Consider the following 26,897-nt stretch of genomic DNA (forward strand, 5'->3'; position numbering starts at 1 on the left):
TCGGGACGTCCGGCGCCAGCGGATCTTCCAGGTGTTCTCCTGAGCGGCGGCAAAGGACGTCTCCGAAACCGTCAGGGCCGGCTCGGAGCCGCGACGGTCTCAGACCAGGGTGATCCAGTAGTCCCAGAAGCGGTGCAGGATCGCGGCGACGATGAACGCGAACCAGATGACGAGGACCAGGCTGTGGTAGAGGGCGACCTGTTCCGTCGCGCGCCGCAGCGCCCGCGGCAGTACGGTCGCGTTGTCGCGCAGGGTCTGCAGCGTGGTGTAGAGGAAGATCGGAATGGTGACCGCCCAGACCACCATGCAGTACGGGCAGAGCGCGCCGATCACGTAGAGGCTCTGGTAGATGAGCCAGTGCACAAAGACGACGCCGAAGCTGACGCCCCCCTGCAGGCCGAGCCACATCCACCGGGGGAGGCCTCCGGTGGCGAGCAGGACGACGCCGAGCGTGGTGACCACGGCGAACCCCGCGATGCCGAGCAGCGGATTGGGGAATCCGAAGACCGCGGCCTGCGGAGTGTTCATCACCGAGCCGCAGGACAGGATCGGGTTGATGCTGCAGGTGGGGACGTACCCGGGATCAGCCAGCAGGTTGATCTTCTCGACGGTGAGGGTGGCGGCGGCGAGCAGGCCGACGCCACCGCCGACGGTGAGGATCCACGCGGTGACGACAGTCAGGAAGTGGCGCCCAGCGGCGGGGGCGGCGACGGGTCGATCGGCGGTGGCGGTCGTCATCCGGCCAGGGCAGTGTCGATCATGGTGATCAGATCGTCCTTGCGCAGGTCGGAGAGGGACTCCCCGTTGAGGAAGAAGGTGGGGGTGCCCCGCACACCGACGGCTTCACCGTCGGTGCGGTCCTTCGCCACCCGGGCGGCGGTGGCGGGGTCGTCCAGGTCACGCTGGAAGCGGTCGATGTCCAGACCGAGGGTACGAGCGTAGTCGAGGAAGACCTCGGTCTGCGGCTCCTCCTGGCGGCTCCAGTCGTCCTGGTTCTCGAAGAGCAGCTGGTACATGTCGGCGAAGCGGTCCTGGTTGGCCGCGGACTCCGCGGCGCGGGCGGCGAGCTCGGCATTGGGGTGGCTGGAGATGGGGAAGTACCGCACCACGAAGGTGATCTTCCCCTCGTAGGCGGCGACGATCTCCTTGACCTTCGGGTACACCGACCCACATGCCCCGCACTCGAAGTCGAGGAACTCCACCAGGGTTACCCTGCCGTCGGGAGCGGAGGTCAGCCGGTGGCTGTCCTCGCGGACCAGCACCGCGCGTTCGACCGTATCGCCGGTCGTCTCCACGCTGGGAATCGCGTCCCGGCGGTTGAACGCCAGCACGCCGACCGCCACCAGAATCAACGCCACGACCGCGGCGAGGGTCAGCCGGATGTTCCTCGTCATATCTCGGTCTCCTGTCGGTCTATCCGATCCGCGGCGACCGCCCTGAGCAGGCGAAGCGCCGGACGCAAAGGTACCGGGCGCACCGCCACGGATCATTGTGATTCACCTGTTCGGCGCAGAACGGGCAGGGCCGCACGGAGCGGCGAGGCCGGCATCCGGCACGCCGACGCCCGCGGCGGGGCGGCCCAACCGCCCACTCACCGGCGAACCTGCCGATCGCGGTCGGCCAGATCCGCCAGCATCCGGTTGTACGCGGCGAGCTCGGCGTCCTCGCGCCCTTCGGCCTCGGCGCGGTCGGCGGCCCGGTCCCGGCGGCGGGCCTCCCGCTCGTCGGCCTTCATCCACTGGCGCATCAACGCGCCCAACACGACGACGGTGGGCAACTCACCGAAGGACCAGGCGATGCCGCCAGCGGTGCGTTGGTCCTCCAAGGGGGTGGCGCCCCAGGGGCGGTCCAACGCTATCCACCAGGTCTCCGCGATCAGGGTGGTGGACTGCATGAGCGTGACGCCGAGGAAGGCGTGCAGCACCATGCTGATCAGGACCAGGATCAGCTTCAGCGGATGTGGGATACGGCGTGGTGCGGGATCAACACCGATGACAACCCAGAAGAACAGATAGCCGGCGCCGAGGAAGTGTCCGACCATGGCCAGGTGCGCGGCGTGGGAACGCAGTGCCAGCTCGTACAGGCCGGTGAAGTACATCAGGTAGAGGCTGGCGACGTAGATCACCAACGCGACCACCGGATTGGTGAGGAAGCGCGAGAGCCGTGAGTGCAGCGCCATCTGCAGCCACTCGCGGGGGCCCGGCCAGCGCGGGTCGGTCGACGGGGCCAGGGCACGCAGCGCCAGGGTGATGGGGCCGCCGAGCGCGAGCAGAATCGGGGCGATCATCATCAGCAGCAGGTGCTGAATCATGTGGATCGAGAACAGCAGCGGCCCGTAGCGGGCCAGACCGCTCGAGGTGGCCACGATGATGAGGGCACAGCCCACCAGCCACAAGGCGGTACGGGAGATGGGCCAGGCATCGCCGCGGCGGCGGAGCCGCCACACCCCGGCTGTGTAGAACCCGGCGGCGGCCAGCGCGGCCGCCATGATCAGCGGCTCGGGTAGCCACGCGGTGGCGAGGTCGCCGATGGTCATCGGCGGCGGCATCGGGAAGCCGAGTAGCGCGGTGGCGAGGTCCTCCGTCTCCGCACCGATGGGTGCCGGAGTGCGGGACAGCGCGACCGAGGTGCCGATCGCAGCGGCGAAGAGCAGCGTCTCGACGACCGCAACCCGCAGGAACGGCCCACGCCGACCTGCTGCCAGGGCAGGTAGGGCCCGGCGACGGTGGGCCAGTCCCGCGGCGGCGATCGCGACGAGCGCAGCAGCTTTGATCAGAAGCACCTGCCCGTACCGGGTGCCCAGCAGGTCGGCGGCGCTCGGGAGCCGAACAGCGGCCGACAGCAGCCCGGACAGACCCACCGCGGTCAGGCAGCCAACGGCGAGCGGGGAGAATCTGCGTACGGCTCGTGCCAGGTCGGCGGTCGTGCCGCGACTGGTAACGGCCAGGGCGAGCAGGCCACCGGCCCAGATGGTGACCGGTAACACGTGTAGGAGAAGACCGGAGACGGCCAGCTGGTGGTTGCCGCTGGCCGCGGCGTGGCCGGTGAAGACCGGCGGCACCAGGGCGCCCAGCGCCAGCAGCAGGGCGGTCAGCGCGCCACCGGGTCGCAGGCTGGTCGCGGCGACCACCGCCACGATCAGGGCCAGGGCGCCGCTGAGCGCCAGGGACTGCCCGAGCGGGACAGCGGTGGCGAAGTGGAGCACCCCCGGCAGGGACAGCACCTCGGCGGCGGGGAGGCCGAACAGGTCGACCATGGTGTAGCTGACCGCGACCGCGGACGTCGCGGTCCAGACCGCGGCCGCGCCGGCGGCAGCGCGCATGCGGCGGTAGCCGATCGGGGATAGCCGCCCACCCTCGTCCCGGGGCGAGAGCACCACCGCTGCCAGCAGTAGACCGACCGTGGCGACCGCGCTGACCTGCATACCCAGCCGGGAGGCCGGCAGCAGCCAGGTGGTTGGTCCAGGGTCCGGAAGCCCGGGCGGGACCTCCGCGACGGCACCGCCGCCCCACCACAGCAGCACCGCACCGACGGCGGCCGCCACCAGCACCGTCCCCGCCGACAGCAGAAACGGCCGACGCCCCAGAGCGGCGAGACCTATCACCGGGTCGCCAACCGACGCGGGCGGCGGGGGACCGGCCGGAGACCGGCGACCACCCGCCAGACGGCGGCCCGGAAGGTAGTCAGGCTGGATGGGCGGTTCACGAAGAGCTCCCAGATAGATGGCGGTATATCAGGTGGTCGGCCGGTCGCGCCCGCTGGTTCCCGGGAGCGACGCAGATCACCACCCACTCCCGTGGCAGACAGCGTCCGCGTCGGCCGGCTCCGCCGGTTCGGCCTGCAGGGTGGCGTGCTCGATCGCGAAACGATCCCGCAGCAGCCGCCGGGACCGGGCCAGCACTGCGGCAAGATCGGCATCACGGTTGAGAGCCAGGTGCGCCGAAGCAACGTCCATCCCCGAGGTTAGCGTCCATACGTGCAGGTCGTGCACGTCGGCTACCCCGTCCACGGCGAGTAGCGCCGCCCGCACGGCGGAGATGTCCAGATGTGCCGGCGCGGCCTGCACCAGCACCCGCAGCGCGGCGCGGCCCAACTGGTACGCGCGGGGCAGGATGAACAGCCCCACCGCCACCGCGATCAGCGGATCGGCGTACCACCAGTCGGTCACGGCGATCACGACCGCGGCAACGATCACGCCGACGGAGGTGAACAGGTCTCCCAGAACCTCCAGGTAGGCGCCCCGCACGTTCAGACTCTCCCGCGAGCCCGCGCGCAGGAGGAAGAAGGCGACGACATTGGCCGCCAGGCCCGCTGCCGCCACCGCCAGCATCGGCCCCGCCAGAACCTCCGGCGGCTGACTGAACCGACGTACCGCCTCGACCACCACGTAGCAGGCCACCGCGAACAGCAGGACGGCGTTGGCCAGCGCCGCCAGCACCTCCATCCGATAGAGCCCGAACGTTCGCTGGCCAGACCGGGACGCCCTGCTGGCGGCGGTGATCGCGGCCAGGGCCATGCCGATACCGAGGACATCGGTGAACATGTGGCCGGCGTCGGAGAGCAGCGCCAAGGAGCCGGTCATCACCGCCGCGACCGCCTCCACGACCATAAAGGTGAGGAGCAGCCCGAAGGCCGCCCAGAGCCGACCCCGGTGCTTCGCACCGGCCCGCGCCGCTTGTTGACCGTGATCGTGCCCCGCGCCCATCCGCCTCTCCCCTGCTCAGTTGTCAGCGCCACGACGAACATATGCTTACATCACTATACGTGCAAGTGTGGCGAACACCACCAGCGACAGTCCGGCGGGCTCCGTCGAGCAGGCGAACACCCCACCCGCCAGGCGCACCCAGGGATGACGAGCGCCAGAACAGCCGGCAGTTTTCCTCAACGGATTGATATTGGTATGGGCAACCGCTCCAGATATTCCGTTTACATACCCAACACACGTCCCAACGCCGATAAAGAGCGATATAACGCTGAAACGAACTACGGGGAGGGCAGCAGCGAGCCTCGCCCGCCCCGGCGCGTGAATCCCGCACGAAAGGTAGGGAGAGCCCCAAGCCGGAAGACCGGGATTCCCTACCCGATTCTGGCCGGCTGGCCGCCATGGACGAACGCCTTTCGCCGGCACAACAATTAGGCCAGGAGGCAACACATCAACGAGGAGCTGAGCGGTATGGGCGGTGGCACCACGCAGAGTCGGCCGGGTCCGCCGAGGCAGCGACCCGGCACGCCCACAGCAACATCGACCGACCTGCCGGCACAGTACTCGCTGGCGAAAATCCTGGGAATCTGGGCGGCCGCCGCCCTACCCATGGGCTTGGGCTACTGGGTGATTACCCCCGCAGTAGCAGACGGCCCCTACGACACCGTGGTGCTGGCGACCGGCACGCTCGCGGCCGGCCTGGTCTGGCAGTTCGTGCTGGCAATGTTGATACTCCGGCGCGAGGAGAAATCAGTAGGTCCCTCCGCAATGGCCCGCCGGCTGTGGTTACAGGTTCCCAGAGACCCGGTGAACGGTCGGCCCCGCAAACGCCTCCTCTGGCTGCTGGCGCCACTGGGAATCGCGTTCGTACTCAATATGATGTACCTGGCACCGGCGATTCAGAACCTGCAGCAGCATCTACTACCCGGACTGGCCCCATTGCCCTTCCAGGACGCCGAAACGCTGTTCTCGACCGAAGTCGCCCCGCGGATGGAAGGAGCCTGGTGGTTCCTGGCGCTCTTTCTGACGCTCAGCATTTTCAACGTCTTCCTCGGTGAGGAGTTCATCTTCCGCGGCATCCTCCTACCCAGGATGCAAGGCGTGTTCGGGTCAGCGGACTGGTTCGCCAACGGCGTCCTGTTCGGCCTGTACCACCTACATCAGCCCTGGACTGCTGGCGGCATCATGCTGACCAGCGGACTAATCATGTCACTACCAGTAAGGCGCTATCGGAGCATGTGGCTCTCGGTCATTCCGCACTCGATCCAAACAGTGATCGTGTTTGGGATGCTGCTCGCCCTCATGCGGGGCACGGCCTGACAGCGCCGGCACCACGGGGGCAGCTCAACGCCCGGCCACCAACACCTGATCTACCTGGGGGAGGCTTGGGGACCCGCCCGCGTCCAGGGCAGCAGTCCCCAAGCCTCGATCGCACGCGTAGCAGCCCTCGAATCGGCCAGCCGAGTTCACCGCAACCGTGATCCCGCCGGCCCGGAGGGCGCTCTCACCGACTCACCCCCGCGCCACCAGCGCAGTCTTTGACGAGGGCGGGGACAGCGTCAGCTAGTTGGCGGGAATCGTCACCAGGTCGGCCAACGGCTTCTCTGTCGCATCTTCCCTCGGCCGGGAGAGGTAGAAGTCGGCATACAAATACCCCGCACTCTCCATGTCGGCCGGGTCGACGCCCCGCGCCGCCAACTCCGCCATCGCCCACTCCCGTTCGGTGTCGTCGATAAACCGCCGCTGCCGAACAGCCTGGTCCGCCTTCTCGGTTACGAGCCCGTACTGCGCGAGCACGTCCGAGATCGGCTCATAGTCGTACGTCCGAAGGCAGAACGCGGCGACCCAGGGCGGATCCTCAGTGCAGGTGAGCAGCCGCTCGAACGTCCGCTCGGTGACATAGCCGATGCCACCCGTGGTCGTGATGAGGTCAACCTCCGACATCTTCTTGGCCAATTCTGACGACGGCGTTGTCGCCTCCAGGTTCTCGACAAAGGCGTCGTCGAGCGCACCGACCGCCACCCCGTGCCGAGTAGCATTCTCGGCGACGTCCAACCCGATTACGTGCGGGGCGTCTGGCCGGGCCCGCTGACCCAGAAATTCGTTCTCGGCGCGGCGCACCTGGTCCACGGTACGCCCGTCGTCACTGGCACCCTGGTAGTACGTGTACACGTCGTCCAGCTCAAGATCGGTCTTGGTGAGCACCCCGACGATGCCATAGGAACAGCACACGTCGAGCACGGTGGGGCGATAGCCACCACCCCACGGTTGAGCATCGATCAGCTGGTTGAATACGGTAGCCCCATGCTGCGGGATCTCGTATTTCAACCGGCGCAGGTTAGCGTAGTACGCGCACGGCGTCTCCTGGTTGTAGATTCCGCTGAAGTTGGCCTTACCGGACTCGTCGGTCAACGCTTTGACTCCCTTTACTCCGGATGCAAACTCAGGGCTCAAACACAGCCTCCGACCTGCGGCGGCCGGAGGCAACGGGTGCTACACCGGTAGGATATGGTGAATTCGTAGATTAGCCAAGCCGGCAAATCAGACAACCTACTACAGCCACGGGGTTACGTGGTGTGGTGATCCCCGTGAGATCGCAGGTAGGAACGGGTATGGCGCACGAGTACGTCGCACGGTGTCGCTGATTGTGATCGGGTGACAGTGACGCGTCGCAGTACTCTTCGGCGTCCTTTCCACGGACGAAGCCGCAGCCGACTCAGGCCCAGGGCATCCGGGGGCGCGGCCACTCGGTGCTGGCACCCTAACCCGTCGGGCCGAGGAGAGCGTCGATCCTGCCGACCGCGTTCGCCACGCCATCCTCGGTCGCGAGGCTCCGCCCCAGCTTGGCCGCGGCGGCCCGGATGTCGGCATCGGTGGTGACCGCACGGATTGCGGTGGCCAGGCGCTGCGCAGTGAGCTTCCGCTGCGGGATGGGCGCACTGCCCGCGCCGAGCGCGAACACCTGCCGACCCCAGACGAACTGATCCAGGAGAAACGGGCAGATCACCGAGGGCTTGCCAGCGCGTAGCGCCGCCGCGGTGGTGCCGGCCCCACCGTGGTGCACGATGGCGGACATCCGCGGGAAGAGCCAGTCGTGTGGGGCCTGGGTGAGGTGCCATACGGTGTCTGACGACTCGGTGCCCGACGGCGCGGTCGCCGCCAACCCACCCCAACCGGTGGCCACGATGCCGCGGACGCCGGCCCGGCGCAGTGCCTCGCCGACGAGGCGGGTGAGTCGGCGCGGGTCACGCCCGGCCATGCTGCCGAAGCCGACGTAGACCGGTGGGTCGCCCGCCTCGATGAAGTCGACTAGGGCGGCCGGGGGCTGCCAGCGGGCGGCGTCGTCAAGGAACCAGTAGCCGGTGAGATGCGCGTGCCCGGGCCAGTCGGCGGGACGCGGCAGGACGTGCTCGCTGATGCCGTGCAGCACCGGGATCGGTCGCCCGTCGGGGAGCCGGGTGGTCAGCGCGGCACCACGGGTCTTCGGGAGCCCGAGTGCGTCGCGGCGAAAGGTGTTCACCATGCCGTCGTACATTCGGTATCCGGCACCGGCCAGGCGGTAGGTCAGTCGGTTGTACCACCGGCCGAGCGGCAGTTCGGGCAGCCCGACGAGGGGGAAGTCGCCGGTCGGCACGGCGACCGGCACCGGCAGCGCCAGGACTACCGGTACGCCGAGCCTCTCGGCGATGTGCGGACCGGCCAGCACCTTCGGGTGGTAGACGACCAGATCTGGCTCGGCCTGCCTCGCTGCTGCCCAGGCGTCGGTCAGCAACCTCCGGTTGATCGGGTTCGCCTGCCGGGCCAGCCGGATGTTGGTCCTGACCGCCCCGAGCAATCCGGTGGTGTCCTCCATCGCCGCCCGGCCGGATGCCGAATCCAGCAGCTGCAATATGTCGTCACTGAGTTCGCCGTATGCCAGACCCTGGTCGGTGACGAACGACCGGAACCGGGCGCAGGTGGCGAGGGTGACGTCATGGCCGGCCGACTGGAGACCTTTGCCGAGGGCCACGTACGGTTGGACATCCCCTCGCGACCCTACGGTGATCACCAGGATTCGCATCCTAACTGTCCTTTCGCGCTTGTCGACGGAACTCCTCCATCAGGGCGGGGGTGCGCTCGACCATGAAGGTGTAGAAGTCGCGGGTATGGCGTAACCGGCTGGCCTCAGGTGCCCCCGCGTCGCCCACCAGATCGATCCCGCGCTGCATCAGATCGATGAAAGCCCGCATCTTGTCGGTCGGGTCGAGGGCACGGGCGAAGGCGTCCGGATGCATCTCGTACGCGTGCCCTCGGCCCGGGCTCGGCACCCGTCGGACCAGGCCGGACTGTTCCAGCACCCGCATGCCGGTGGATACCGAGGCCTTGGAGAGCCCCATCGCCGCACACAGCTGCGCGGTGGTCTGTTTCGGCGGGTCGCAGATGAGCAGCCAGCCCAGCAGCTTGCCGAAGGCGGGGGTGGTGCCCATCCGAGCCAGGACGACGCCGACCTCCTCGGCGTATCGCCGGCCAACCTCCGGGTCCATCCGCTCCCCTTCCTGACACAAGAGTCTTGAACGTTCAAAATTTTCTAAACCTAGACACTAAACGTCGTCCAGAAACCGAGACCAGGGCGAAATACGAGAATTTCCACCAGGAACATAATCCCGATGGAGGTATTGACGACCCGCCCTGCTACATCACTGCCATAAACAGCTAAATCGCGCACTCCCAATGCTGCACCGGCAGGCATCAGCCGGTATGGTCCGGGCTTATGGGACAGGAGATAATCGATCCCGTCGATATCCAGCAGGATTTCGCACGGTTCTCGCTCCGCAGCTCGCTCCTCATTCCCGCCTCGGCGCAGCAGGCATTCGAGATATTCACCGGCGCAATAACCGACTGGTGGGTCACGGAGTACACCTGGTCCGGCCCCGGCCTCCTGACCGCGCTGGGGATGGAACCACGGGCCGGTGGGATGCTGTACGAAATCGGCCCGCACGGCTTCCGTAACGACTGGGGCCGGGTGCTGGCCTGGACCCCGCCCCGCCGACTCGTCTTCACCTGGCAGATCGGGGCAGACCGCGTTCCAGCACCCGATCCGGCCCGGGCCAGCGAGGTCGAGGCGCTCTTTCGCCCCGACCGCTCGGGGCAGACCCGGGTAGAGGTGGAACACCGACACTTCGATCGGCACGGCCCCGCAGCGGAGGGCTACCGCCGGGCGCTGACCGCTGGCTGGTCCGAACTTCTCGCCCGCTATGCGCGTGTGGTGGCGAAGCGCGCCCTCGGCTGAAGCACTGACTCGACCGCTTTCCCACCACCTTCTACAACACGGTGAGTAACAAGGTGGCCTACCTGCGGGTAGCGATAACCAGGGTTTTGGGCGGCTTGCCAGGCGCGCTACGCTGCGCAGCGTTACTTCGCCGAGGAAGGACTGCGATGCTGATCCCACGCGCCACGCGAGCTGCCACCCTTGCCGCCTGCGCGACGCTCCTGCTCGCCAGCAGCGCCTGCGGGAACGACGAGACCAACGAGGCCACCACTACCTCGGTACGTCTCTACGGCACCGACAGCACCATGCTCAATTCGTTCCCCGCCGAGTTGGGAGACCGGGCCAACCTGGTTGACGGGATGAAGGGGACCACACCGCTGACGCCGCTGCCGGAAGAATTCAAGGACCGGTTGCTGTCGATCGAACCCGACCTGACCAGCTTCATCTATGCGGCGGAGGCCTACGACGCGGTACTGATCAGTGCACTCGCCGCGCAGCTCGCCGGCACTACCGATCCGGCGGCTTTCGCCGCACAGATCGTCGGAGTCACCAACGGCGGCCAGCGGTGTGAGACCGCCGTGGACTGCCTCGCGCTGGCCCGGGACGGGCAGGACATCGAGTACCGTGGCATCTCGCTCAGCCGAGGTGGGTTCACTGCCGCCGGCGAGCCCTCGACCGCCAGCTACGCCACCCTGCACTTCGACGGGACGCAGATCAACGACGCCAAGACGGAGTTCGTCGGTGCGGGGTTCGAGTCCAGCGCGAGCAGCACACCGCCACCGGAGACCGGGGCGGCCGACGAAGACGCGGAAGGCCCGCTGGTGCTGGGGGGCCTGCTACCGCAGACCGGTGCCCTCGTGCTGTCCCACCCGCCCCTCGCCGCCGGCGCCGCCCTCGCGATCCAGGAGATCAACGCCGCGGGTGGCGTCCTTGGCTCCCCAGTAACCTGGATCGACGGCGATGACGGGACTGATCCGGTGGTGGCCAAGGCGACCGTGGCGAGCCATGCCGCCGCCGGCGTTCACGTCATCATCGGCGCCGGCGCATCGGGCGTCTCGCGGGCGGTGTTGCCCGACGTGGTGCAGGCCGGGATGGTGCTGTTCTCCCCGTCGAACACCGAAGCGAGCCTCACCGATCTGGACGACGAGGACCGCTATTTCCGGACCGCTCCGTCCGACAACCTGCAGGGCCGGGCACTGGCTGACGTCATCCTGCGGGACGGCCCGCAGCAGGTCGCCATCGTGGCCCGTCAGGACTCCTACGGCGAGGGACTACAGGAGATCGTCCGGTCCGAGCTGGAACAGGCAGGCATCGACGCGGGCCGAATCACGCTGAACACCTATCAGCCGCCGGAGGGGGCCGAGGCGGCAACGGTGGATTTCACGTCCGTGGTCCGCGAGATCAAGGAAACTGGGTCCGACGCTGTCGTGATCATCGGATTCAACGAGTCGGCCGGGCTGATCCGGGCTCTCGCCGACGCCGGGGTGTCGCTGCGCCGCTGAGCCGCAGTCGGGCGCTGGGCGGGGCCGCACCGAAGCACGGTGCGGCCCCGCCCCTGCCAGCTACGTGCCCCGCCCGGCCGGCCACGTGCCTCCGGCCGGCTACATGCCCCGCCCGGCCTCCGTGTCCCGCCCAGCCGGCCACGTGCCCGCACCGCGCCGACAGCAGCACCTGGAGCTACGGCCGGCGCCGACGCTCGAGAAAGTCGGTCATCCGGCGGTGCTTTTCCTCGTCCGCAAAGAGCACTGCCTGACTGACCAGATCCACGTGTGGGTGCGCGGCGGCCGGAGCGTCCACGGCCAGCTTGGTCAGCCGTAACGCGAGCGCGGAGCCCTTCGCCACCTCGTCGAGCAGGGTGTGCGCCGCCGGCAGCAGCTCGGCCGGCTCGGCGACCACCTGGTTGACCAGACCGATCCGCAGGGCCTCCGCGGCATCCACCCGCCGGCCGGTGAAGAGCAGCTCCTTCGCCCGCGCCTCGCCGACCAGCGCCGGCAACCGGTGCGTCGCCCCCGCCCCGGCCAGGATGCCGAGCCGCACCTCGGGCTGTCCGAAGACGGCCCGCGAGGTGCACACCCGTAGGTCGCCGGCGTACGCCAGCTCGGCGCCACCGCCCAGGGCCGGCCCGTCGACAGCTACCACGGTCGGCATCGGCAGCGCCCTGATCCGGGCGAAGACCGCCGAGTTGATCGCGGCGAGGGCATCCAGCCGGTCGCGCTCGCGGAGCTGTCCGATGTCGGCGCCCCCGGCGAATATGCCCTCGGCACCTCCGGTGAGCAGCAGCAGCCGCGGCCGAGCCTCCAGCTCGGCGCAGAGTTCGTGGAGCGCGTGGACAAGGTCAACGTCGATGGCGTTGCGCTTCTCTGGGCGGTCCAGCACCGCCACCACCCGGTCGGCGTGTTCGTCGATCCGCAGGCCCGTCACGCCTTCACTCCGTTCTCCCACCGGTAGAAGCCCTGGCCGGACTTCTTGCCGAGGTGTCCGGCGGCAACCATCTCGACCAACAGCGGCGGCGGCGCGAACCGCTCCCCGTACGCGGCCGCCAGGGTGCGGGCGATGTCGAGCCGCACGTCCAGCCCAACCAGGTCGGTGAGCTCCAGTGGCCCCACCGGATGCCGGTAGCCGAGCACCATCGCCTTGTCGATGTCCGCTGGTTCCGCCACCTTGTCGGCGACCATTCGAATCGCCTCCAGACCGAGCGTCACGCCCAGCCGGGAGGTGGCGAAGCCGGGCAGGTCACGTACGACGACGGGATCCTTACCCAGCCGAGCTGCGAGTGCGACCGCCGCGTCCGTGCTCTGCGGCGTGGTCCCCGGGCCGACGACGACCTCGAGCAGCGTCATCGCCCACACCGGGTTGAAGAAGTGCAGGCCAAGGAAGCGGTCCGGGCGGGTCAGCCCCTCGGCCAGCTCGGCGATCGAGATGCTGGAGGTGTTGCTGGCCAACAGCGCGGGGCGCAGGTGCTCGGCGTCGCGCAGCACTGAGCGCTTCAGATCGGCCCGCTCCGGGACGGCCTCGACCACGACCTCCGGGCCGGCGCTGACCTCAGTGAGGGCTCCCCGAACAGTCACCCGGGACCGGTTGGCGTCGGCCTGCGCAACCGTTAACCGGCCGCGGCCAACGGCCCGGTCCCACAGCTCGCCGAGGCGCGCCACGGCGGCCTCACCCCGGGCCGGATCGACCTCGACCAGGTCCACGTCGTAGCCGGCACCGGCGGCCACGTACGCGATCCCGAGACCCATCGTGCCGGCTCCGATCACGACCCAACGGTCACCCATGGCGCCTCCTCCCTCCGGCGGCGACTCGGGGATCACCCGTGTTGTCCCGCCTACCCGTGTCGCTCGTCCCCGCGACCCTATTGGTTGGAAGGCACCGCGCGGCAGCCCGGCACCGGGCGGAAGGAGGCTTCCGGATGTGTCGTGCCGCGCCAGCCCCGCGGTGCACGGCACGCCGTTCCGGCTCACTGCCCGGTCAACCGGCTGCGGAGCCGTATCCTGGCGGCGTGACCACGCTGGAGCGACTCGCGACCGAGAAGTACATCTTGCTCACGACCTTCCGCAAGGATGGCCGTGCGGTACCGACCCCGGTTTGGGCGGTCCGCGACGGCGATGCGCTCGTAGTATGGACCGTTGCCAGCTCCGGCAAGGTGAAGCGGATCCGGCGCAGCGGCGATGTGACCATCGCCCCCTGCGATGTCCGCGGGCGACCGCACGGTCCGACAGTGCCCGGCTACGCCGCGCTCGCCGACTCGGCGGGCACCCGGCGGGTCCGGGGCCTGATCAAAGAGAAGTACCGGGTGCTCGGCCGGCTGACCCTGCTGGGGAGCCGGTTGCGCCGGGGCGAGCAGGGCACGATCGGAATCCGGGTCACGCTCAAGGACTGATCCGCGCCCGCGGAGACTCCCGGGGACCAGTCGCGTCCGCCCGCCAGTCGCGTCCGCCCGCGGAGCCCTTCCGAGGGCTGAGCCGCGTTCACCCACAGAAATGCCGTAGGGCGGTAGACAGATCGTCCACCGCCCTACCCACATTGTCCGTTGGTTCTCACCAGGTCAGTCCCCCTGACGCTGCTGCGGGATCTGCCCCTGCAGCAGCGCTCTGACCTCCGACTCCCGGTACCTGCGGTGCCCGCCAAGAGTCCGAATCGCACTCAGCTTGCCGGCCTTGGCCCAACGGGTCACCGTCTTCGGGTCGACACGGAACATCGACGCCACCTCGGCCGGCGTGAGCAGCGGCTCCGGTTCGTGCGTTCGCGATGCCATGGGTCACTCCTCCACGTGTATAGACACCGGCCGGGGTCCCGCCGGCCGACGCGTCTCCCATGGTCCGGCTAGTCCCCGATGTCCGACATGGGCCGAACGGCCGAACGTACCTAGACGGACGGATGAACCATGCCCGAATTATTCCCCTTTAATGTGACAGAAGCCACCTTATCTAGCTTCATGATCACGGTTCGTGGCGAATCAAGTGCGAAAGGTTCCCAGATTGGCGAAGTGAAATCCACCGATTTGGCGTCAGTTGCACCGCTCAAGCAACTGCACCGCACGCCACCGTGCAACCAGCTTGTCGTAGGCCGCTGACGCCTCCTCCGCCTCACCCCGAGACAGCCCGGCCAGGCCAGCGGCGACCAGCTCCGGCGAGTCGTCCGCCGCGAGGGTCTCGTCGGAGAGCAGCGACACCAGCCCGCCGTAGTCCAGTTCCACCACCGACCGTGGATGGAACTCCTCCAGCCAGCGCGCGGCCTCCTCCACCGCCTCGGTGATCGGCGCGGCACCGACCGACTTCCGCAACACGGCAAGGGCCCGCGACGAGCGCCGGCGGGCCTTGGAAATCTCCGTCCGGTACCGCAGTGCCCGCCGGCCGGGCTCGGTGACCTGGTGCCGCTCCACCGGCTCGAAGAGGACAAACCACCGCAGCGGCACGCCCCAGGTGGCGATCTGCTCATGCACCCGGGGAACGCCGTGTTCCAGTACGCGCGCCCCGCTACGCCAGTCGTCAACCACCGCCCTGGCCTTCCCGGCGAGCACCGGCGGCACAAAGGCGTCCGCCAACACCGGGGGTACGCCATCGCGCGCGTTCAGTGCCGCCTCGGCGACCCGGATGCGCAGGTTCCACGGGCAGACCAGCAGGGTGTCGTCCGCCTCCAGGACGTACGCCTCGTCCGGCAGATTCGGCAGCCGCGTCCAACCCGCGCCGAGCGCCTCGATCACCATCGTGAGCTGCCGGCCGGGCCCCTCCACCGGGGCGACAGCCCGGCCCTGCTCGACGTAACGCCGCCAGTATTCCTGGCGGTCTCGGTCGAAGGCAGTCAACGGTTCGTACACGCGCAGGTATGCGGCGAAGAGCGAGGGCACGGCGCGATCCTCCCACGAGTCAGATGCGAATCCCTGGTGGCACGGTTTCGCGTGCGCTCCGGAGAGTCGCCGAGCGGCTGATCCCGCCGTACGAACGCACACGCTGGTGACGACGGAGACGATGTCGGCCGATACTAGGCTCAGCGGAACCGGCAGCATCCCGCCGGCGTCCGCAGGTCCGCGGCCCACAAGGCCGCACACCCCACCAGGAGTGAGTCATGGGCGTATTCGCCACCACCGACGACCCCGGGTCGGTCGGCCACGAGCAGGTCCTGTTCTGCCAGGACAAACAGTCTGGCCTTCGGGCGATCATCGGCATCTACTCCACGGCGCTGGGACCCGCGCTCGGCGGCACCCGGTTCTACCCGTACGCGAACGAGGAGGCGGCCCTCGCCGACGTGCTCGACCTCTCCCGCGGCATGGCGTACAAGAACGCCCTGGCCGGGCTGGACCTGGGCGGCGGCAAGGCCGTCATCTGGGGGGATCCCGAACAGCTCAAGAGCGAGGCACTGTTGCGCGCCTACGGCCGCTTTGTGGCCACCCTGGGTGGCCGCTACTACACTGCCTGCGACGTTGGTACCTACGTCGCCGACATGGACGTGGTCGCCCGGGAGACTCGGTACGTGACCGGCCGAAGCCGTGAGCACGGGGGCGCCGGCGACTCTTCGATCCTCACCGCCTGGGGCGTGTTCCAGGGCATGCGCGCCGCAGCCGAGCACGCCTGGGGCACGCCGACGCTGCGCGGCCGACGAGTCGGCGTGGCCGGCCTGGGCAAGGTCGGCAAGCACCTGGTCGGCCACCTCCTGGACGACGGCGCCGAGGTGGTGGCGACCGACGTGAACCCGCGGGCCCTGGCCTGGGCGCGGACGAACCATCCGCAGGTGACGCTGATGGACGACGCCACCGTGCTCGCCGGGTCCGACATCGAGGTGTACGCCCCGTGCGCACTGGGGGGCACGCTCAACGACAACACCGTCCCGGCGCTGCGGGCGAAGGTGGTCGCCGGGGCGGCGAACAACCAGCTCGCCCACCCGGGCATCGAAAAACTCCTCGCCGACCGGGGCATCCTGTACGCGCCCGACTACGTGGTCAACGCCGGTGGCGTGATCCAGGTTGCCGACGAGATCGAGGGCTTCAACTTCGAACGCGCGAAGCTGCGAGCGACCAAGATCTACGACACCACGCGGGAGATCCTGAGGCTCGCCGATACCGAGGGGGTGCCTCCGGCGGTGGCCGCGGACCGGCTGGCCGAGCGACGGATGGCTGAGGTGGGCCGGCTGCGGACAATCCTGCTGCCCTGATCCCAGCCCGGGGGCGGGCCGGGCTGGTTCCGCCCCTGGGCCGCCACAGCGGCGCAACGCGGTTAAGCTGGATTCACGGTGATTCGCCTGCTGTTAGGGGCGCTCTCCGGATTGGCCCTTACCGAGTACACTGGGTGACGACCGGCCCGCCGCGACGCGCGGAGCCGGGCGACGGTAACCCGAGGTGCCGAACGATGGCATCTCCATGTACCGTAAGAGCCACGAGAGATGCCTGACGTCATCGGGGCCCGCCTTCGGGCTGCCCCGCATTCTGTGCGAGGGGGTCGAGCCATGGGGCGCGGCCGAGCTAAGGCCAAGCAGACAAAGGTGGCCCGGGAGTTGAAGTACCACTCCCCGAACACCGACCTCGCCGCCTTGCAACGCGAACTCGGCGGCAGCCACAAGTCGGACCACGACTTCGACGACGACTACAAAGAGTATGTCGACGACGATGACGAGGACCACGTGGACGACGACCCGGACAGCCGGGCTCGTCCCAACCGCTGACCCCTGGTCGCAACATGAGCACGCGGTCGATCCGCGTGCTCATGTTTGTGCCCATCGGTCAGCGGTCCCCGACGGAGGCGGGGTGTGTCTCGGAGTACTGGCAGTGGCTCCGAGACGCGCCCTGTCCGGCAGGAGTGGCGGAACACCGGCGGAGCGTGGACGGCTTCGGTGTAACCAACCAGCCAACTCTGCGTTACTCGGTGTAACCCTCAGCGTGGACGGTTGTTCCAGTTGTAGAACGTCGGGATGTTCTCGAAGTGGTTCCAGGCGCAGACCGCGCTGGCGGAGCCATCTCCCGCCGCCTCCGCCCGTAGCCGCCGGGCCGCCTCGGCCTCCCGGAGCAACGTGGTGAGGTCGGCGCCAGCGGCGCGGACCCGATCGACCACGTCCTCCGAGACCGTGCCTGCCGTGCGCTCAGGTTGCTGGGGACCGGTGTCCTCGGGCATGCTCCAATACTCCCTCCAGTAGGCGGATCTTGCTGTTGCGGCAGTGCTCGGTCTCCGTACCGTCAAAGCGGCCCTGCTCGAAGTAGCGATTGGCCGCATGGCCACCGCCGCAGAAACCGAAGTAGGAACACGACGCCCGGCAAGCCTCCACCCCGGCGAGGAACTCCCCGACCCAGGGTGTCTCCGCGGCCTCGGCCAGGATCTTCGCCAGCGGAGTGACCAGCACGTTGCCACTGCTGAAGTCGCCGTATCGGGGGTTGGTGAAGCCCGCCAGTTCGGGCGATAGCACGGTCACCGACCCGTCATGACCGACCGTGGGAATCGGATCCAGCCGACGGGGCAGTACCTGCTCCTCGACGCCGTCCAACACCGCGGCGACGTACCGCAGGGACCACTCGACCTCACGCAGATGGATGCGGGGGTTCCGGCGCCAGGCCGCCACCAACTCGGACCAGAAGGCGGCCACCGCAGCCGCGTCGTGGCGGTTGGCCCGCGTATTGACCCCCTCGGTCTCCTCGATGTTCACGCCCAACACGTCCGGGCCGAGATCAAGGAAGAAGTCGTACAGTTCACGGGCGAGACCCGGCGCGGGCCGCCCCACCACGGCCAGCGCCGAAAACGGCAGCCCATGCCGACGCAGTGCCTCGACTCCCCGCATGATCTGGGGGTACGCGGGACGCCGACCCCGGGTGACCCGATCCGTGCTGCGCTCCCGCGGCCCGTCCACGCTGACACTCACCCGGACCCGGTGCTCCGCGAAGAACCGACACCAAACATCGTCGATCAGCGTCGCGTTGGTCTGGACGTGATGCTCGACCTCCGGCCCGAACGGGGCAATCAACGCGGCGAGCAGCTCGGGCCCGGCGGCGAGTGGCTCGCCACCGTGCCACACCACGGAGAACCGCCCGGCTCGCGCCCACGGGTTGACTGATGCCGCCACCGCCTCCGCCACGCTGACCGGCATCCGCCGGTTAGCGTGGCGGAGCGGGAGATAGCAGTACACGCAGTCGAGATTGCAGAGCGTTGTGGGCTGCATAACCACATAGGCTGGGACGGCAGCCAAACCGCGCATCCCACCTGTCGACTGCCCCCGTACCGCCATCGCCCTCCTCTGCCAGGCCTGGGCGCACCACGACACCCCGACGTGCCCCGGCGACGTTGCGCGAGTGCTCCCCAGGCTAGGCGGCGTCGGCCACCCGGGTGAAGCCCTCGACCCGCGGACCGTCGGGATCGGTGCGAAGCCCGATCAGCAGTCCAACCGGGCACCGAAGCAATCAGCCACGGGTGTGCTGCCCGACCAGCTGAACATTGCCGGTGCCTTCGATGATCTCACCGGCCTGCCACGCATCCACGCCGCGGCCGGTGAGGGTGGCCAGCGCGCGGTCGGCATCCTCGGCGGAGACGATCGCGAACATGCCGACGCCCATGTTGAACGTCGCTTCCATCTCCGGGGCTTCGATCCGCCCTTTGGACTGCACCAGGTCGAAGATCGGCTGCGGCTTCCAGGTAGCGCGATCGACCACCGCGTCCACGTGCTCCGGCAGGACCCGGACCAGGTTCCCCGGGATACCGCCCCCGGTCACGTGGGCGAATACCCGGACCTCCGCCTCAGCGATCAGCTTCAGACAGTCCTGCGCATAGATCTTGGTGGGGGTCAGCAGCTCCTCACCAAGGGTGCGTTGCCGGCCAAAGTCCTCGATGACCACGTCCAGCCGCATTCGGCCGGCGCCCAGCAGCACGTGCCGGACCAGGGAAAATCCGTTGGAGTGTAGGCCGGACGCGCGCATCGCGATCACGACGTCGCCGACCTCCACCCGCTCGGAGCTGAGGATTTCGCTCTCCTCCACCACCCCCACACCGGTGGCCGAGATGTCGTACTCATCCGGCCGGAGGACACCGGGGTGCTCGGCGGTCTCCCCACCCAGCAGGGCGCAACCGGCGTAACGGCAGCCATCGGCGATTCCGGCGCCGATCTCGGCCACCCGGTCCGGGACGACCTCACCGGTGGCGATGTAGTCGAGCAGGAACAGCGGCTCGGCACCGCACGCCACCAGGTCGTCCACGACCATGGCGACCAGGTCGATGCCGACCGTGTCGTGAATGCCGAGCTGCTGCGCGATCACCAGCTTCGTGCCGACCCCATCGGTGGAGGAGGCCAGGATCGGGTTCTTGTACTTCTTCGTGTCCAGCCGGAACAGGCCGGCGAAGCCACCCAGGTCGCCCATCACCTCTGGTCGTCGAGTCTGCTTCACCTTCGACTTGAGTAGCTCGACCGCGCGGTCGCCCGCCTCGATCGAGACCCCGGCATCCAGGTACGAGGCCGAACGTTTGCGCACCGGACGCCCGGTGGCGGTGGTCCAGGGCTGGCGGTCACCGCCGGCACCGGTCTGGCTACTTCCTGCGCCGCTGCGCTCGGACACGTGCGTCACGGTTCTCCCCTTAGATGGTCCTGGTGCGAACCGGCGATAGCCGGGTTGCACCCGGGTGGTGCTACCGGATGTGGGTGGTCGGCTCTTCCGGGTCGGGGCGCGGCACCCGCGCCGAGCTGAACGCGTCGCGGCCGCTGGGTGCGGCGACGAGCGGACTGGCGTGCGGTTCGGAGGACTCGGCGGCGACCCGCCGGCCGACCCCCTCAAGCACGTGCTTGCCGATCAAGCTGTCAGCGGGCAGCTCGATCGGATACTCGCCGTCGAAACACGCGCGGCAGAGCCGGCTCTTCGGTTGCTCGGTGGCCGCGATGAGACCGCTGAGCGACACGTAGCCGAGCGTGTCCGCGCCGATCGACCGCCGGACGCCCTCGTTGTCCAGACCATTGGCGAGCAACTCGGCGCGGGTGGCGAAGTCGATGCCATAGAAACAGGGCCAGGAAACCGGCGGCGAGGAGATCCGAACATGCACCTCCAGCGCGCCGGCCTCGCGGAGCATTCGCACAATGGCCCGCTGGGTGTTGCCACGGACGATGGAGTCGTCCACGACGACCAGCCGCTTCCCCCGAACGTTCTCGCGTAGCGGGTTGAGCTTGAGCCGAATACCGAGCTGACGCAGCGTCTGCGACGGCTGGATGAAGGTCCGCCCGACGTACGGATTCTTCATCAGACCGGCCCCGAAGGTAATGCCGGACTCCGCCGCGTAGCCGATCGCGGCGGGGGTGCCCGATTCGGGCACGGGGATCACCAGGTCGGCCGCTACCGGGTGCTCCCGAGCGAGCTGACGACCGATCTGGACGCGTGCCGCGTGCACGTTCCGGCCGGCGATCGTGGCGTCCGGACGGGCGATGTAGACGTATTCGAAGAGGCAGCCCTTCGGCTCCGGCGCGGCGAAACGGGCAGAGCGCAGACCGTCCTCGTCGATCGCGATCAACTCACCCGGCTCGACCTCGCGGACCACACTGGCACCGACGATATCGAGCGCGGCCGTCTCACTGGCCACCACCCAACCGCGCTCCAGTCGGCCCAACACCAGCGGGCGGACCCCGTGTTGATCACGGGCCGCGTAGAGCGTCGACTCGTCCATGAAGACGAAGCTGAACGCTCCCCGTAGCTGCGGCAACACCTCCAGGGCGGCGGCCTCCACCGACAGATCAGGTCGGCTGGCCAGCAGCATGGTCACCAGCGAGGTGTCGTTGGTGGCCCCGTCGCCGGCCAACGCCCGCTCGCCGGCCTCCCGCTGCAACTCGGCCGTGTTGACCAGGTTGCCGTTGTGGGCCAGGGCGATCGTCGTGCCGGAAGCGGTGGAGCGAATGGTCGGTTGGGCGTTCTCCCAGGTGGAGGCGCCGGTGGTCGAGTAACGCGCGTGGCCGATCGCCACGTGCCCGCGCAGGCTGGCCAGGGTTGGCTCGTCGAAGACCTGGGCTACCAGGCCAAGGTCCTTGTAGACCACCACCCCCGTGCCGTCACTGACTGCGATGCCAGCCGCCTCCTGCCCCCGGTGCTGCAACGCGTACAGCCCAAAGTAGGTCAGATTGGCGACCTCCTCGCCCGGGGCCCAGACACCGAAGACACCACAGGCGTCCTGGGGGCCGGGACGTTGGGGGTCAAGGTCGTGGCTCAACCGGCCATCGCCTCGGGGCACCTGCCGCTCCCTCTTGCTGGACTGGCCAGGCGAATCACAGGATCCGCTCCCCGGCCGGGACCGCTTGTCGTCGCTGACAGTGTACGCGAACCCGCACCTACACAGAAAGTCACGAAATCACTGCATCCTGTAATTGCCACCCGCCGCCACCTGCTAAAGCGGCAGGTACGCGGCCAGGTCCGCCCGGACCCCACTGACCCGTACGTAACCCTCGGCGACTGCTTCCCCCCACGCGACACGTCCCGTCGCGACCCGCAGCCAGGTCTCCGGGTCGGTCTCGACCACGTTCGCCGGGGTACCCCGGGTGTGCCGGGGGCCCGGCACACACTGCACCGCGCCATAGGGTGGGACCCGCACCTCCACCGATCGACCGGGCGCCCGCTCCGCCAGCACGGCCAACAGGGCACGGACCGCCGCACGGAGCACCGGACGATCGGGGGTACGCCCCTCGTCAAGCGCTGACAGCGCCGCCACCACTGCAGCGGTCCTAGCGTACGAAGGGGGCACAGCGGGACGATACGGCGCGCGCGCGGAGACTCGCACACCGGCCCTGGGTCGCGCCGATCCGACTGGACAAGGCATAGTAGCCCACGGCGTATTCGTACCGTGATGATCCCCGGCCCGGCGACCGCCGGCCACCGGGAATCCAGTGGAAGGCGGTGGACGTGTCAACACACCGACGTGCCTGGAAGCAGCGGGCCGGTGTGGTCGCGGCGTTGCTGGTCGGCGCCCTGCTCACCGTCCCCGCCAGCCCGGCCTCCGCCGCCCCCGTGGTCAACAAGGTCTCGGCCTCACCGAGCCGGGTCGAGGCGGGCGGAACCACCACGATCAGCTACTCGATCGAGGCCTCGGCCGACGATCCCGCGACCGTGAGGGTGACATCCAGCAGCGGAAAGCTCACCTGCGCCACCGGCTGCGAGAGGGACGTCAATCAGAACGGGAACTTTCAGGCCACCTTCCGACTGGCGGACGACGCGGCCAACGGAGTGGCCACGATCACCGTCACCGCGGCCGGTTCCGTCGACGGTGACGGTATCGGGACCACCACCGTCACCCTGGTGGGCAAGCCGGAGCCCAGCCCGAGCCAGCCCCCCCAGACGCAGACGGTGAGGTCGGTCTCCGGCGAGGTGGTCAACCAGAGCACCGGCAGCCCGGTACCGGGAGCCCAGGTCGTCCTCAAGGACTCCAAGAACAACCGGTTCGACACCAGGACCGACAACGGGGGAAACTTCCGGTTCACTGGCAGCACCCAGAACCCGATCGCCCCCGGCCGACTCGTCATCGGCGCGAGCATCGAGGATTTCACCGCCACCAAGACCCTGAATGCCTCCACCGGGCAGAGCATCTCCGGCCAGCGGATCTCACTCAAGATCGAAGCGCCGACCCCGAGTCCCACCACATCCTCGAGTATCGAGCCGGCACCGACCGTCGGGGTGGAGGAGCAGACCGACGAGCCGGTCGAAGCCGCCGTGGATGCCCCCGTGGCAGACGCCAGCAACGAGGAGTCCGGCGGCATCGGCTCGCTGCTGATCATCTTGCTCGGTGGCCTCCTCGTAGCAGCCGGCGTCGGCACCATGGTGCTGCTGTGGCTACGCCGCAAGGAGACCGACGACGAAGACGAGGCGGGCGTCACCCCATCCGGCGCGGCCACGGGTGCCGTCCCGGTTGCCCGCGGTAGCTACGGCGGCATCGACGATCAGACGCGGATCGTGAATCCGACCGCGGCAGCGCCGACGATGGTCGGCGGAAACCCGTCTCTCGCCGAAGCTCCCACGATGATGCACAGCCCGGTGGTTGACGATGTCCCACCGGACCCCTACGGCGCTCCGCCGCAGCCCTACAACGCGTCCGCTGGCCAGTCCAGCTGGGCCGACAGCGGCTACGGCACCACCTCTCCCGCGTCCGGCGGCGGCTACGGCGCCACCTCCCCCGCGTCCGGCGGCGGCTACGGCGCCAGCGACTACGGCATGTCCTCGTCAGCCGGAACCGGCTATCCGCCCGCCTCCGGCGGTTCCTCTGGTTACGACGATCGGCACGACGAAGCGACCGGCCGCTACCAGACCGCCGCCACGCAGTATCCGGCCCCGGCCGACCCGTACCCCACCGGGAGATACCAGCAGGACGCCGGCTACAGCCAGACCGAGCCCGCGTACGGACAGGGGGCCGAGCCGGCCGGTGGTTACGACCAGCAGGGTGGATACGGCGGCTACCACCAGGAAACGCCCGCCCAATACGGCGGCTACCACCAGGAAACGCCCGCCCAATACGGCGGCTACCACCAGAAAGCACCCGCCCAATACGGCGGCTACCACCAGAAAGCACCCGCCCAATACGGCGGCTACCACCAGGAAACACCCGCCCAGCACGGCGGCTACCACCAGGAAACACCCGCCCAATACGGCGGCTACCACCAGGAAACACCCGCCCAGCACGGCGGCTACGACGACCGTGGGTATGGCCAGGGCGGCTACGGTGGTGGCTACGGGGACCCGACGCAGGCCGATCGGGCTCGGTCCGACGCTCCCCCGCCGGACCGGGGCGGTCGCCGGCTGAACTGGCTGGACGACTGACAACGGACTGTTGCGGGCCACCCGGCTTCGGGCGGGCCCGCAACAGTCCGTCCTGTGGTTTGCCGATCCCCTGCAGCAGAATCCGGCCCGGCTGAGATCAGCCGGGCCGGATCGCCCTACTCGAGTCGGGTGCCGGAACCAGGCGGGGCCGGCACGGCGGCGGTCACACCGGTTCGCTCGGTCCCCCCAGCTGTGGTTCGGAGCTGACGGCCATCACCGTCTCGACCGGCGTAACGCTCGCGGCCGACCCTTCGACCGGTTCGGCCGACGAGGTGGCGAGTTCCGCTCCGCCGAAAAGGCGGGGCAGGGTGGCGCTGTGCGCCGCACGCAGCTCCGCCAGGCTGAGCCGGAACTGCCCGTGCAACTCCAGCGCACCACCCGCCGGATCGGTGACGCCGATCCGCTCGCACGGCACTCCCTGCTCGTCGGCCAGCGCGGTGAACGCCTTCTCGTGCCCACGCGGCACCGAGACCAACACCCGGCCAGCAGACTCGCTGAACAGGAAGACGAACGGCATCGAACCGCCGGTGAACTGCTCCGGCAGCGTGATCCGGGCGCCGACACCCCGGCGCAGGCAGGACTCGACCAGAGCCTGCGCCAGACCGCCGTCGGAGAGGTCGTGCGCGGAGCTGAGGTGCCCGCCCCGGGCTGCCACCGCCATCAACTCGGCGATCGCCCGCTCGCGGTCGAGGTTCACCTGGGGAGGTACGCCGCCGAGGTGTTCGTGGGTGGCCCACGCCCACTCCGAGCCGGACAGCTCCACGTGCGTCTCGCCGAGCAGGTAGATCTGGTCGTGATCGTCGTCGCGCGGGACAAAACCCATCGGGACGCGATCCGCCACGTCGTCCAGCACGCCGAGGACCCCCACCACCGGGGTCGGATGGATGGCTGCCGCACCGGTCTGGTTGTAGAAGCTGACGTTGCCCCCGGTCACCGGGATACCCAGTTCGCCGCAGCCGTCGGCGATACCCCGGACGGCCTCGGCGAACTGCCACATCACACCCGGGTCCTCCGGCGAGCCGAAGTTGAGGCAGTCGGTGACGGCGATCGGCTTCGCACCGCTCACCGCCACGTTCCGGTACGCCTCGGCCAGCGCGAGCTTGGCGCCGTGGTACGGGTCGAGGCGCGCGTACCGGCCGTTGCCGTCAACGGAGAGCGCGATGCCGATGCCACTGCGCTCGTCAATCCGGATCACACCCGAGTCCTCGGGCTGGGCGAGCACGGTGTTGCCGAGCACGTACCGGTCGTACTGCTCGGTGACCCAGGTCTTGTCCGCCAGATTCGGTGCGGCGACCATGCGCAGGACCGTCTCCCGCAGGGCCTCCGGGTCACTCGGCCGGGGCAGGGTCTCCGCTCGGTCGGCCTGAAGCAGAATCAGGTCGGCCGGCTCCCGCATCGGCCGGTTGTACACCGGGCCGTCATCCGCCAGTGAGCCCGGCGGGACGTCAACGACCAGATAGTCTCGCCAGGTGACGACCAGGCGGCCCGGCTGCCCGTCCGCCGCCGGCGGGGTGACCTCACCGATTGCGGTGGCGAGCACGCCCCACCTCTCGGCAGTCTTGAGCACCGCCTCCAGCTTCTCCGGCTCAACCACCAGCAGCATCCGCTCCTGGGACTCACTGGCGAGGATCTCGTGCGGCTCCATCGAGGCTTCCCGCAGCGGGACCCGCTCAAGCCAGACCCGCATGCCGGTGCCCGCGGCGGCGGCGGTCTCGGCGAGGGCACAGGTCAGCCCGGCGCCGCCGAGGTCCTGGATGCCGACGACGAGTTGCTCGTCGTAGAGCTCCAGGCAGGCCTCGATGAGCAACTTCTCGATGAACGGGTCACCCACCTGCACCGAGGGGCGGCGCTGCTCGCTGCGCTCGTCGAAGGTGGCGCTGGCCAGCACCGACACGCCGCCGATGCCGTCCCGGCCGGTCTTGGCGCCCATCAGCACCACGATGTTTCCGTCGCCGGCGGCGGCCTTGTTCTGGAGTCGGTCGATCGGCAGTACCCCGACGCAGAGGGCGTTGACCAGCGGGTTGCCCTGGTAGCAGGGGTCGAAGACGACCTCGCCGCCGATGTTCGGCAGGCCGAGGCGATTGCCGTAGCCGCCGACCCCGGCGACCACGCCGGGTAGCACGCGAGCGGTGTCGGGGTGGTCGGCCGCGCCGAAGCGCAGCGGATCCATCACCGCGACCGGACGCGCGCCCATGGCGAGGATGTCCCGGACGATGCCGCCGACGCCGGTCGCCGCGCCCTGGTAGGGCTCGACAAAGCTCGGGTGGTTGTGCGACTCGACCTTGAAGGTCACCGCGAGTTCGTCGGAGACCCGGACCACGCCCGCGTTCTCCCCGATGCCGGCGAGTAGCCGGTCGCTGGACGGGGCCTTCTCCCCGAACTGGCGCAGGTGCACCTTGCTCGACTTGTAGGAGCAGTGCTCACTCCACATGATCGAGTACATGGCCAGCTCGGCCTGGGTGGGCCGCCGGTCAAGCACCTGCCGGATCCGCTGGTACTCGTCGTCTCGGAGACCGAGGTCGGCGTAGGGCTGAAGCTCGTCCGGGCTGTCGCCGGCGTGGGGGACGGTGTCCACGCCGCCGGCCCAGCCGATGATGGCGGCGCCTCGGTCGAGCGCAGCCGTCGCTCCGGCTGCCACGGCGTCTGCGGTGTCCCGGGCCGGGTCCTGGGTGGTCATGGCCTCTCCTTGTTACGCAGCGGGCCGC

At 69.0% G+C, this 26,897-nt stretch carries 24 protein-coding genes; 7 read left to right on the plus strand and 17 right to left on the minus strand.

The window, feature by feature from the left end; translation table 11 throughout:
- Nucleotides 1-99: 99 nt before the first annotated feature.
- From B118_RS0115170 to B118_RS0115190, 4 genes are all read right to left on the minus strand, one after another.
- Nucleotides 100-738: a vitamin K epoxide reductase family protein gene (locus tag B118_RS0115170; protein ID WP_018811921.1), complete on the minus strand. Its 639-nt coding sequence runs from the start codon at nt 736-738 to the stop codon at nt 100-102.
- Nucleotides 735-1,394 (minus strand): DsbA family protein, encoded by a 660-nt coding sequence (locus B118_RS0115175; protein WP_018221720.1) that lies wholly within the window; start codon nt 1,392-1,394, stop codon nt 735-737. Before B118_RS0115175 ends, B118_RS0115170 begins: the two co-directional genes overlap by 4 nt.
- A 197-nt stretch (nt 1,395-1,591) precedes the next feature.
- A complete protein-coding gene (locus B118_RS0115180; RefSeq protein WP_028192983.1) occupies nt 1,592-3,601 on the minus strand; it encodes a bifunctional copper resistance protein CopD/cytochrome c oxidase assembly protein in 2,010 nt (669 codons plus the stop codon).
- Nucleotides 3,602-3,781: 180 nt separating this feature from the next.
- Nucleotides 3,782-4,705, minus strand: a complete 924-nt coding sequence (locus B118_RS0115190; RefSeq protein ID WP_028192984.1) for a cation diffusion facilitator family transporter — start codon at nt 4,703-4,705, stop codon at nt 3,782-3,784.
- A gap of 468 nt (nt 4,706-5,173) precedes the next feature.
- On the opposite strand from B118_RS0115190, the gene B118_RS0115195 reads away from it, so the two are divergent.
- Nucleotides 5,174-6,022 carry a CPBP family intramembrane glutamic endopeptidase gene (locus tag B118_RS0115195; RefSeq protein WP_026270790.1) on the plus strand — a complete coding sequence of 283 codons (849 nt, stop codon included), beginning with the start codon at nt 5,174-5,176 and terminating at the stop codon, nt 6,020-6,022.
- Between the two features lie 243 nt (nt 6,023-6,265).
- On the opposite strand, the gene B118_RS0115200 is transcribed toward B118_RS0115195, so the two are convergent.
- The 3 genes from B118_RS0115200 to B118_RS0115210 form a co-directional block, all read right to left on the minus strand.
- Nucleotides 6,266-7,114 (minus strand): hypothetical protein, encoded by an 849-nt coding sequence (locus B118_RS0115200; RefSeq protein WP_018823974.1) that lies wholly within the window; start codon nt 7,112-7,114, stop codon nt 6,266-6,268.
- Nucleotides 7,115-7,463: 349 nt separating this feature from the next.
- Entirely contained in the window at nt 7,464-8,762 is a 1,299-nt protein-coding gene (locus tag B118_RS0115205; protein ID WP_018811919.1) for a glycosyltransferase, read from the minus strand.
- Between the two features lies 1 nt (nt 8,763).
- Nucleotides 8,764-9,225, minus strand: a complete 462-nt coding sequence (locus B118_RS0115210) for a GbsR/MarR family transcriptional regulator (protein ID WP_018221726.1) — start codon at nt 9,223-9,225, stop codon at nt 8,764-8,766.
- A gap of 227 nt (nt 9,226-9,452) precedes the next feature.
- On the opposite strand from B118_RS0115210, the gene B118_RS0115215 reads away from it, so the two are divergent.
- Nucleotides 9,453-9,971: an SRPBCC family protein gene (locus tag B118_RS0115215; RefSeq protein ID WP_018811918.1), complete on the plus strand. Its 519-nt coding sequence runs from the start codon at nt 9,453-9,455 to the stop codon at nt 9,969-9,971.
- A 146-nt stretch (nt 9,972-10,117) separates the two neighbouring features.
- A complete protein-coding gene (locus B118_RS0115220) occupies nt 10,118-11,452 on the plus strand; it encodes an ABC transporter substrate-binding protein (RefSeq protein WP_018811917.1) in 1,335 nt (444 codons plus the stop codon).
- A 175-nt stretch (nt 11,453-11,627) separates the two neighbouring features.
- On the opposite strand, the gene B118_RS0115225 is transcribed toward B118_RS0115220, so the two are convergent.
- Both B118_RS0115225 and B118_RS0115230 read right to left on the minus strand, forming a co-directional pair.
- Complete coding sequence (locus tag B118_RS0115225; RefSeq protein ID WP_018811916.1) at nt 11,628-12,371, minus strand: enoyl-CoA hydratase/isomerase family protein; 744 nt, start codon at nt 12,369-12,371, stop codon at nt 11,628-11,630.
- Nucleotides 12,368-13,225, minus strand: a complete 858-nt coding sequence (locus B118_RS0115230) for a 3-hydroxyacyl-CoA dehydrogenase family protein (protein WP_018221730.1) — start codon at nt 13,223-13,225, stop codon at nt 12,368-12,370. Before B118_RS0115230 ends, B118_RS0115225 begins: the two co-directional genes overlap by 4 nt.
- Before the next feature lie 224 nt (nt 13,226-13,449).
- Here B118_RS0115230 and B118_RS0115235 point away from each other — a divergent pair, with 224 nt between their 5' ends.
- Nucleotides 13,450-13,830: a PPOX class F420-dependent oxidoreductase gene (locus tag B118_RS0115235; protein ID WP_018221731.1), complete on the plus strand. Its 381-nt coding sequence runs from the start codon at nt 13,450-13,452 to the stop codon at nt 13,828-13,830.
- Between the two features lie 165 nt (nt 13,831-13,995).
- Here B118_RS0115235 and B118_RS0115240 read toward each other — a convergent pair whose 3' ends face one another.
- Both B118_RS0115240 and B118_RS0115245 read right to left on the minus strand, forming a co-directional pair.
- Nucleotides 13,996-14,205 carry a BldC family transcriptional regulator gene (locus tag B118_RS0115240; RefSeq protein ID WP_007073996.1) on the minus strand — a complete coding sequence of 70 codons (210 nt, stop codon included), beginning with the start codon at nt 14,203-14,205 and terminating at the stop codon, nt 13,996-13,998.
- A gap of 252 nt (nt 14,206-14,457) precedes the next feature.
- Complete coding sequence (locus tag B118_RS0115245) at nt 14,458-15,297, minus strand: DUF8083 family protein (protein WP_018221732.1); 840 nt, start codon at nt 15,295-15,297, stop codon at nt 14,458-14,460.
- A gap of 218 nt (nt 15,298-15,515) precedes the next feature.
- Here B118_RS0115245 and B118_RS0115250 point away from each other — a divergent pair, with 218 nt between their 5' ends.
- Together B118_RS0115250 and B118_RS0115255 are read left to right on the plus strand one after the other, a co-directional pair.
- Nucleotides 15,516-16,598 carry a Glu/Leu/Phe/Val dehydrogenase dimerization domain-containing protein gene (locus tag B118_RS0115250; RefSeq protein WP_018221733.1) on the plus strand — a complete coding sequence of 361 codons (1,083 nt, stop codon included), beginning with the start codon at nt 15,516-15,518 and terminating at the stop codon, nt 16,596-16,598.
- Nucleotides 16,599-16,889: 291 nt separating this feature from the next.
- Complete coding sequence (locus B118_RS0115255) at nt 16,890-17,105, plus strand: DUF3073 domain-containing protein (RefSeq protein ID WP_018221734.1); 216 nt, start codon at nt 16,890-16,892, stop codon at nt 17,103-17,105.
- A 209-nt stretch (nt 17,106-17,314) separates the two neighbouring features.
- Here the strand turns inward: B118_RS0115255 and amcA are convergent, their stop codons facing one another.
- The 5 genes from amcA to B118_RS0115285 all read right to left on the minus strand — a co-directional run bounded on the left by amcA (nt 17,315) and on the right by B118_RS0115285 (nt 22,099).
- Nucleotides 17,315-17,551: a multiple cyclophane-containing RiPP AmcA gene (gene amcA / locus B118_RS0115260; RefSeq protein ID WP_018727989.1), complete on the minus strand. Its 237-nt coding sequence runs from the start codon at nt 17,549-17,551 to the stop codon at nt 17,315-17,317.
- On the minus strand, nt 17,520-18,623 hold the full coding sequence (amcB, locus tag B118_RS0115265) for a cyclophane-forming radical SAM peptide maturase AmcB (RefSeq protein WP_332308193.1): 1,104 nt from the start codon (nt 18,621-18,623) through the stop codon (nt 17,520-17,522). Before amcB ends, amcA begins: the two co-directional genes overlap by 32 nt.
- A 202-nt stretch (nt 18,624-18,825) precedes the next feature.
- Entirely contained in the window at nt 18,826-19,980 is a 1,155-nt protein-coding gene (gene purM, locus B118_RS0115275; RefSeq protein WP_018221738.1) for a phosphoribosylformylglycinamidine cyclo-ligase, read from the minus strand.
- Between the two features lie 61 nt (nt 19,981-20,041).
- Entirely contained in the window at nt 20,042-21,622 is a 1,581-nt protein-coding gene (gene purF / locus B118_RS0115280; RefSeq protein WP_028192985.1) for an amidophosphoribosyltransferase, read from the minus strand.
- Nucleotides 21,623-21,775: 153 nt separating this feature from the next.
- Entirely contained in the window at nt 21,776-22,099 is a 324-nt protein-coding gene (locus B118_RS0115285) for a sterol carrier family protein (RefSeq protein ID WP_018811911.1), read from the minus strand.
- Nucleotides 22,100-22,281: 182 nt separating this feature from the next.
- Between B118_RS0115285 and B118_RS0115290 the strand changes: the two genes are divergently transcribed.
- Nucleotides 22,282-24,192, plus strand: coding sequence for a carboxypeptidase regulatory-like domain-containing protein (locus B118_RS0115290; protein ID WP_043541403.1), 1,911 nt, complete (start codon nt 22,282-22,284; stop codon nt 24,190-24,192).
- A 163-nt stretch (nt 24,193-24,355) separates the two neighbouring features.
- On the opposite strand, the gene purL is transcribed toward B118_RS0115290, so the two are convergent.
- The gene (gene purL, locus B118_RS0115295) at nt 24,356-26,869 is read right to left on the minus strand and encodes a phosphoribosylformylglycinamidine synthase subunit PurL (protein WP_028192987.1); all 2,514 of its coding nucleotides are present in this window, start codon (nt 26,867-26,869) and stop codon (nt 24,356-24,358) included.
- Nucleotides 26,870-26,897: the final 28 nt, after the last annotated feature.

Origin of the sequence: Salinispora pacifica CNR114, from assembly GCF_000514775.1 — a bacterium.
In the GTDB taxonomy this organism is placed as follows: domain Bacteria; phylum Actinomycetota; class Actinomycetes; order Mycobacteriales; family Micromonosporaceae; genus Micromonospora; species Micromonospora pacifica.

Coding starts and splice junctions, on each gene's coding strand:
- B118_RS0115215 (WP_018811918.1), top strand. CDS start 9,453: ATGGGACAGGAGATAATCGATCCCGTCGATATCCAGCAGGATTTCGCA.
- B118_RS0115170 (WP_018811921.1), bottom strand. CDS start 738: ATGACGACCGCCACCGCCGATCGACCCGTCGCCGCCCCCGCCGCTGGG.
- amcA (WP_018727989.1), bottom strand. CDS start 17,551: ATGCCCGAGGACACCGGTCCCCAGCAACCTGAGCGCACGGCAGGCACG.
- B118_RS0115195 (WP_026270790.1), top strand. CDS start 5,174: ATGGGCGGTGGCACCACGCAGAGTCGGCCGGGTCCGCCGAGGCAGCGA.
- B118_RS0115250 (WP_018221733.1), top strand. CDS start 15,516: ATGGGCGTATTCGCCACCACCGACGACCCCGGGTCGGTCGGCCACGAG.
- B118_RS0115220 (WP_018811917.1), top strand. CDS start 10,118: ATGCTGATCCCACGCGCCACGCGAGCTGCCACCCTTGCCGCCTGCGCG.
- B118_RS0115255 (WP_018221734.1), top strand. CDS start 16,890: ATGGGGCGCGGCCGAGCTAAGGCCAAGCAGACAAAGGTGGCCCGGGAG.
- amcB (WP_332308193.1), bottom strand. CDS start 18,623: ATGCGCGGTTTGGCTGCCGTCCCAGCCTATGTGGTTATGCAGCCCACA.
- B118_RS0115240 (WP_007073996.1), bottom strand. CDS start 14,205: ATGGCATCGCGAACGCACGAACCGGAGCCGCTGCTCACGCCGGCCGAG.
- B118_RS0115175 (WP_018221720.1), bottom strand. CDS start 1,394: ATGACGAGGAACATCCGGCTGACCCTCGCCGCGGTCGTGGCGTTGATT.
- purL (WP_028192987.1), bottom strand. CDS start 26,869: ATGACCACCCAGGACCCGGCCCGGGACACCGCAGACGCCGTGGCAGCC.
- B118_RS0115205 (WP_018811919.1), bottom strand. CDS start 8,762: ATGCGAATCCTGGTGATCACCGTAGGGTCGCGAGGGGATGTCCAACCG.
- B118_RS0115230 (WP_018221730.1), bottom strand. CDS start 13,225: ATGGGTGACCGTTGGGTCGTGATCGGAGCCGGCACGATGGGTCTCGGG.
- B118_RS0115210 (WP_018221726.1), bottom strand. CDS start 9,225: ATGGACCCGGAGGTTGGCCGGCGATACGCCGAGGAGGTCGGCGTCGTC.
- B118_RS0115190 (WP_028192984.1), bottom strand. CDS start 4,705: ATGGGCGCGGGGCACGATCACGGTCAACAAGCGGCGCGGGCCGGTGCG.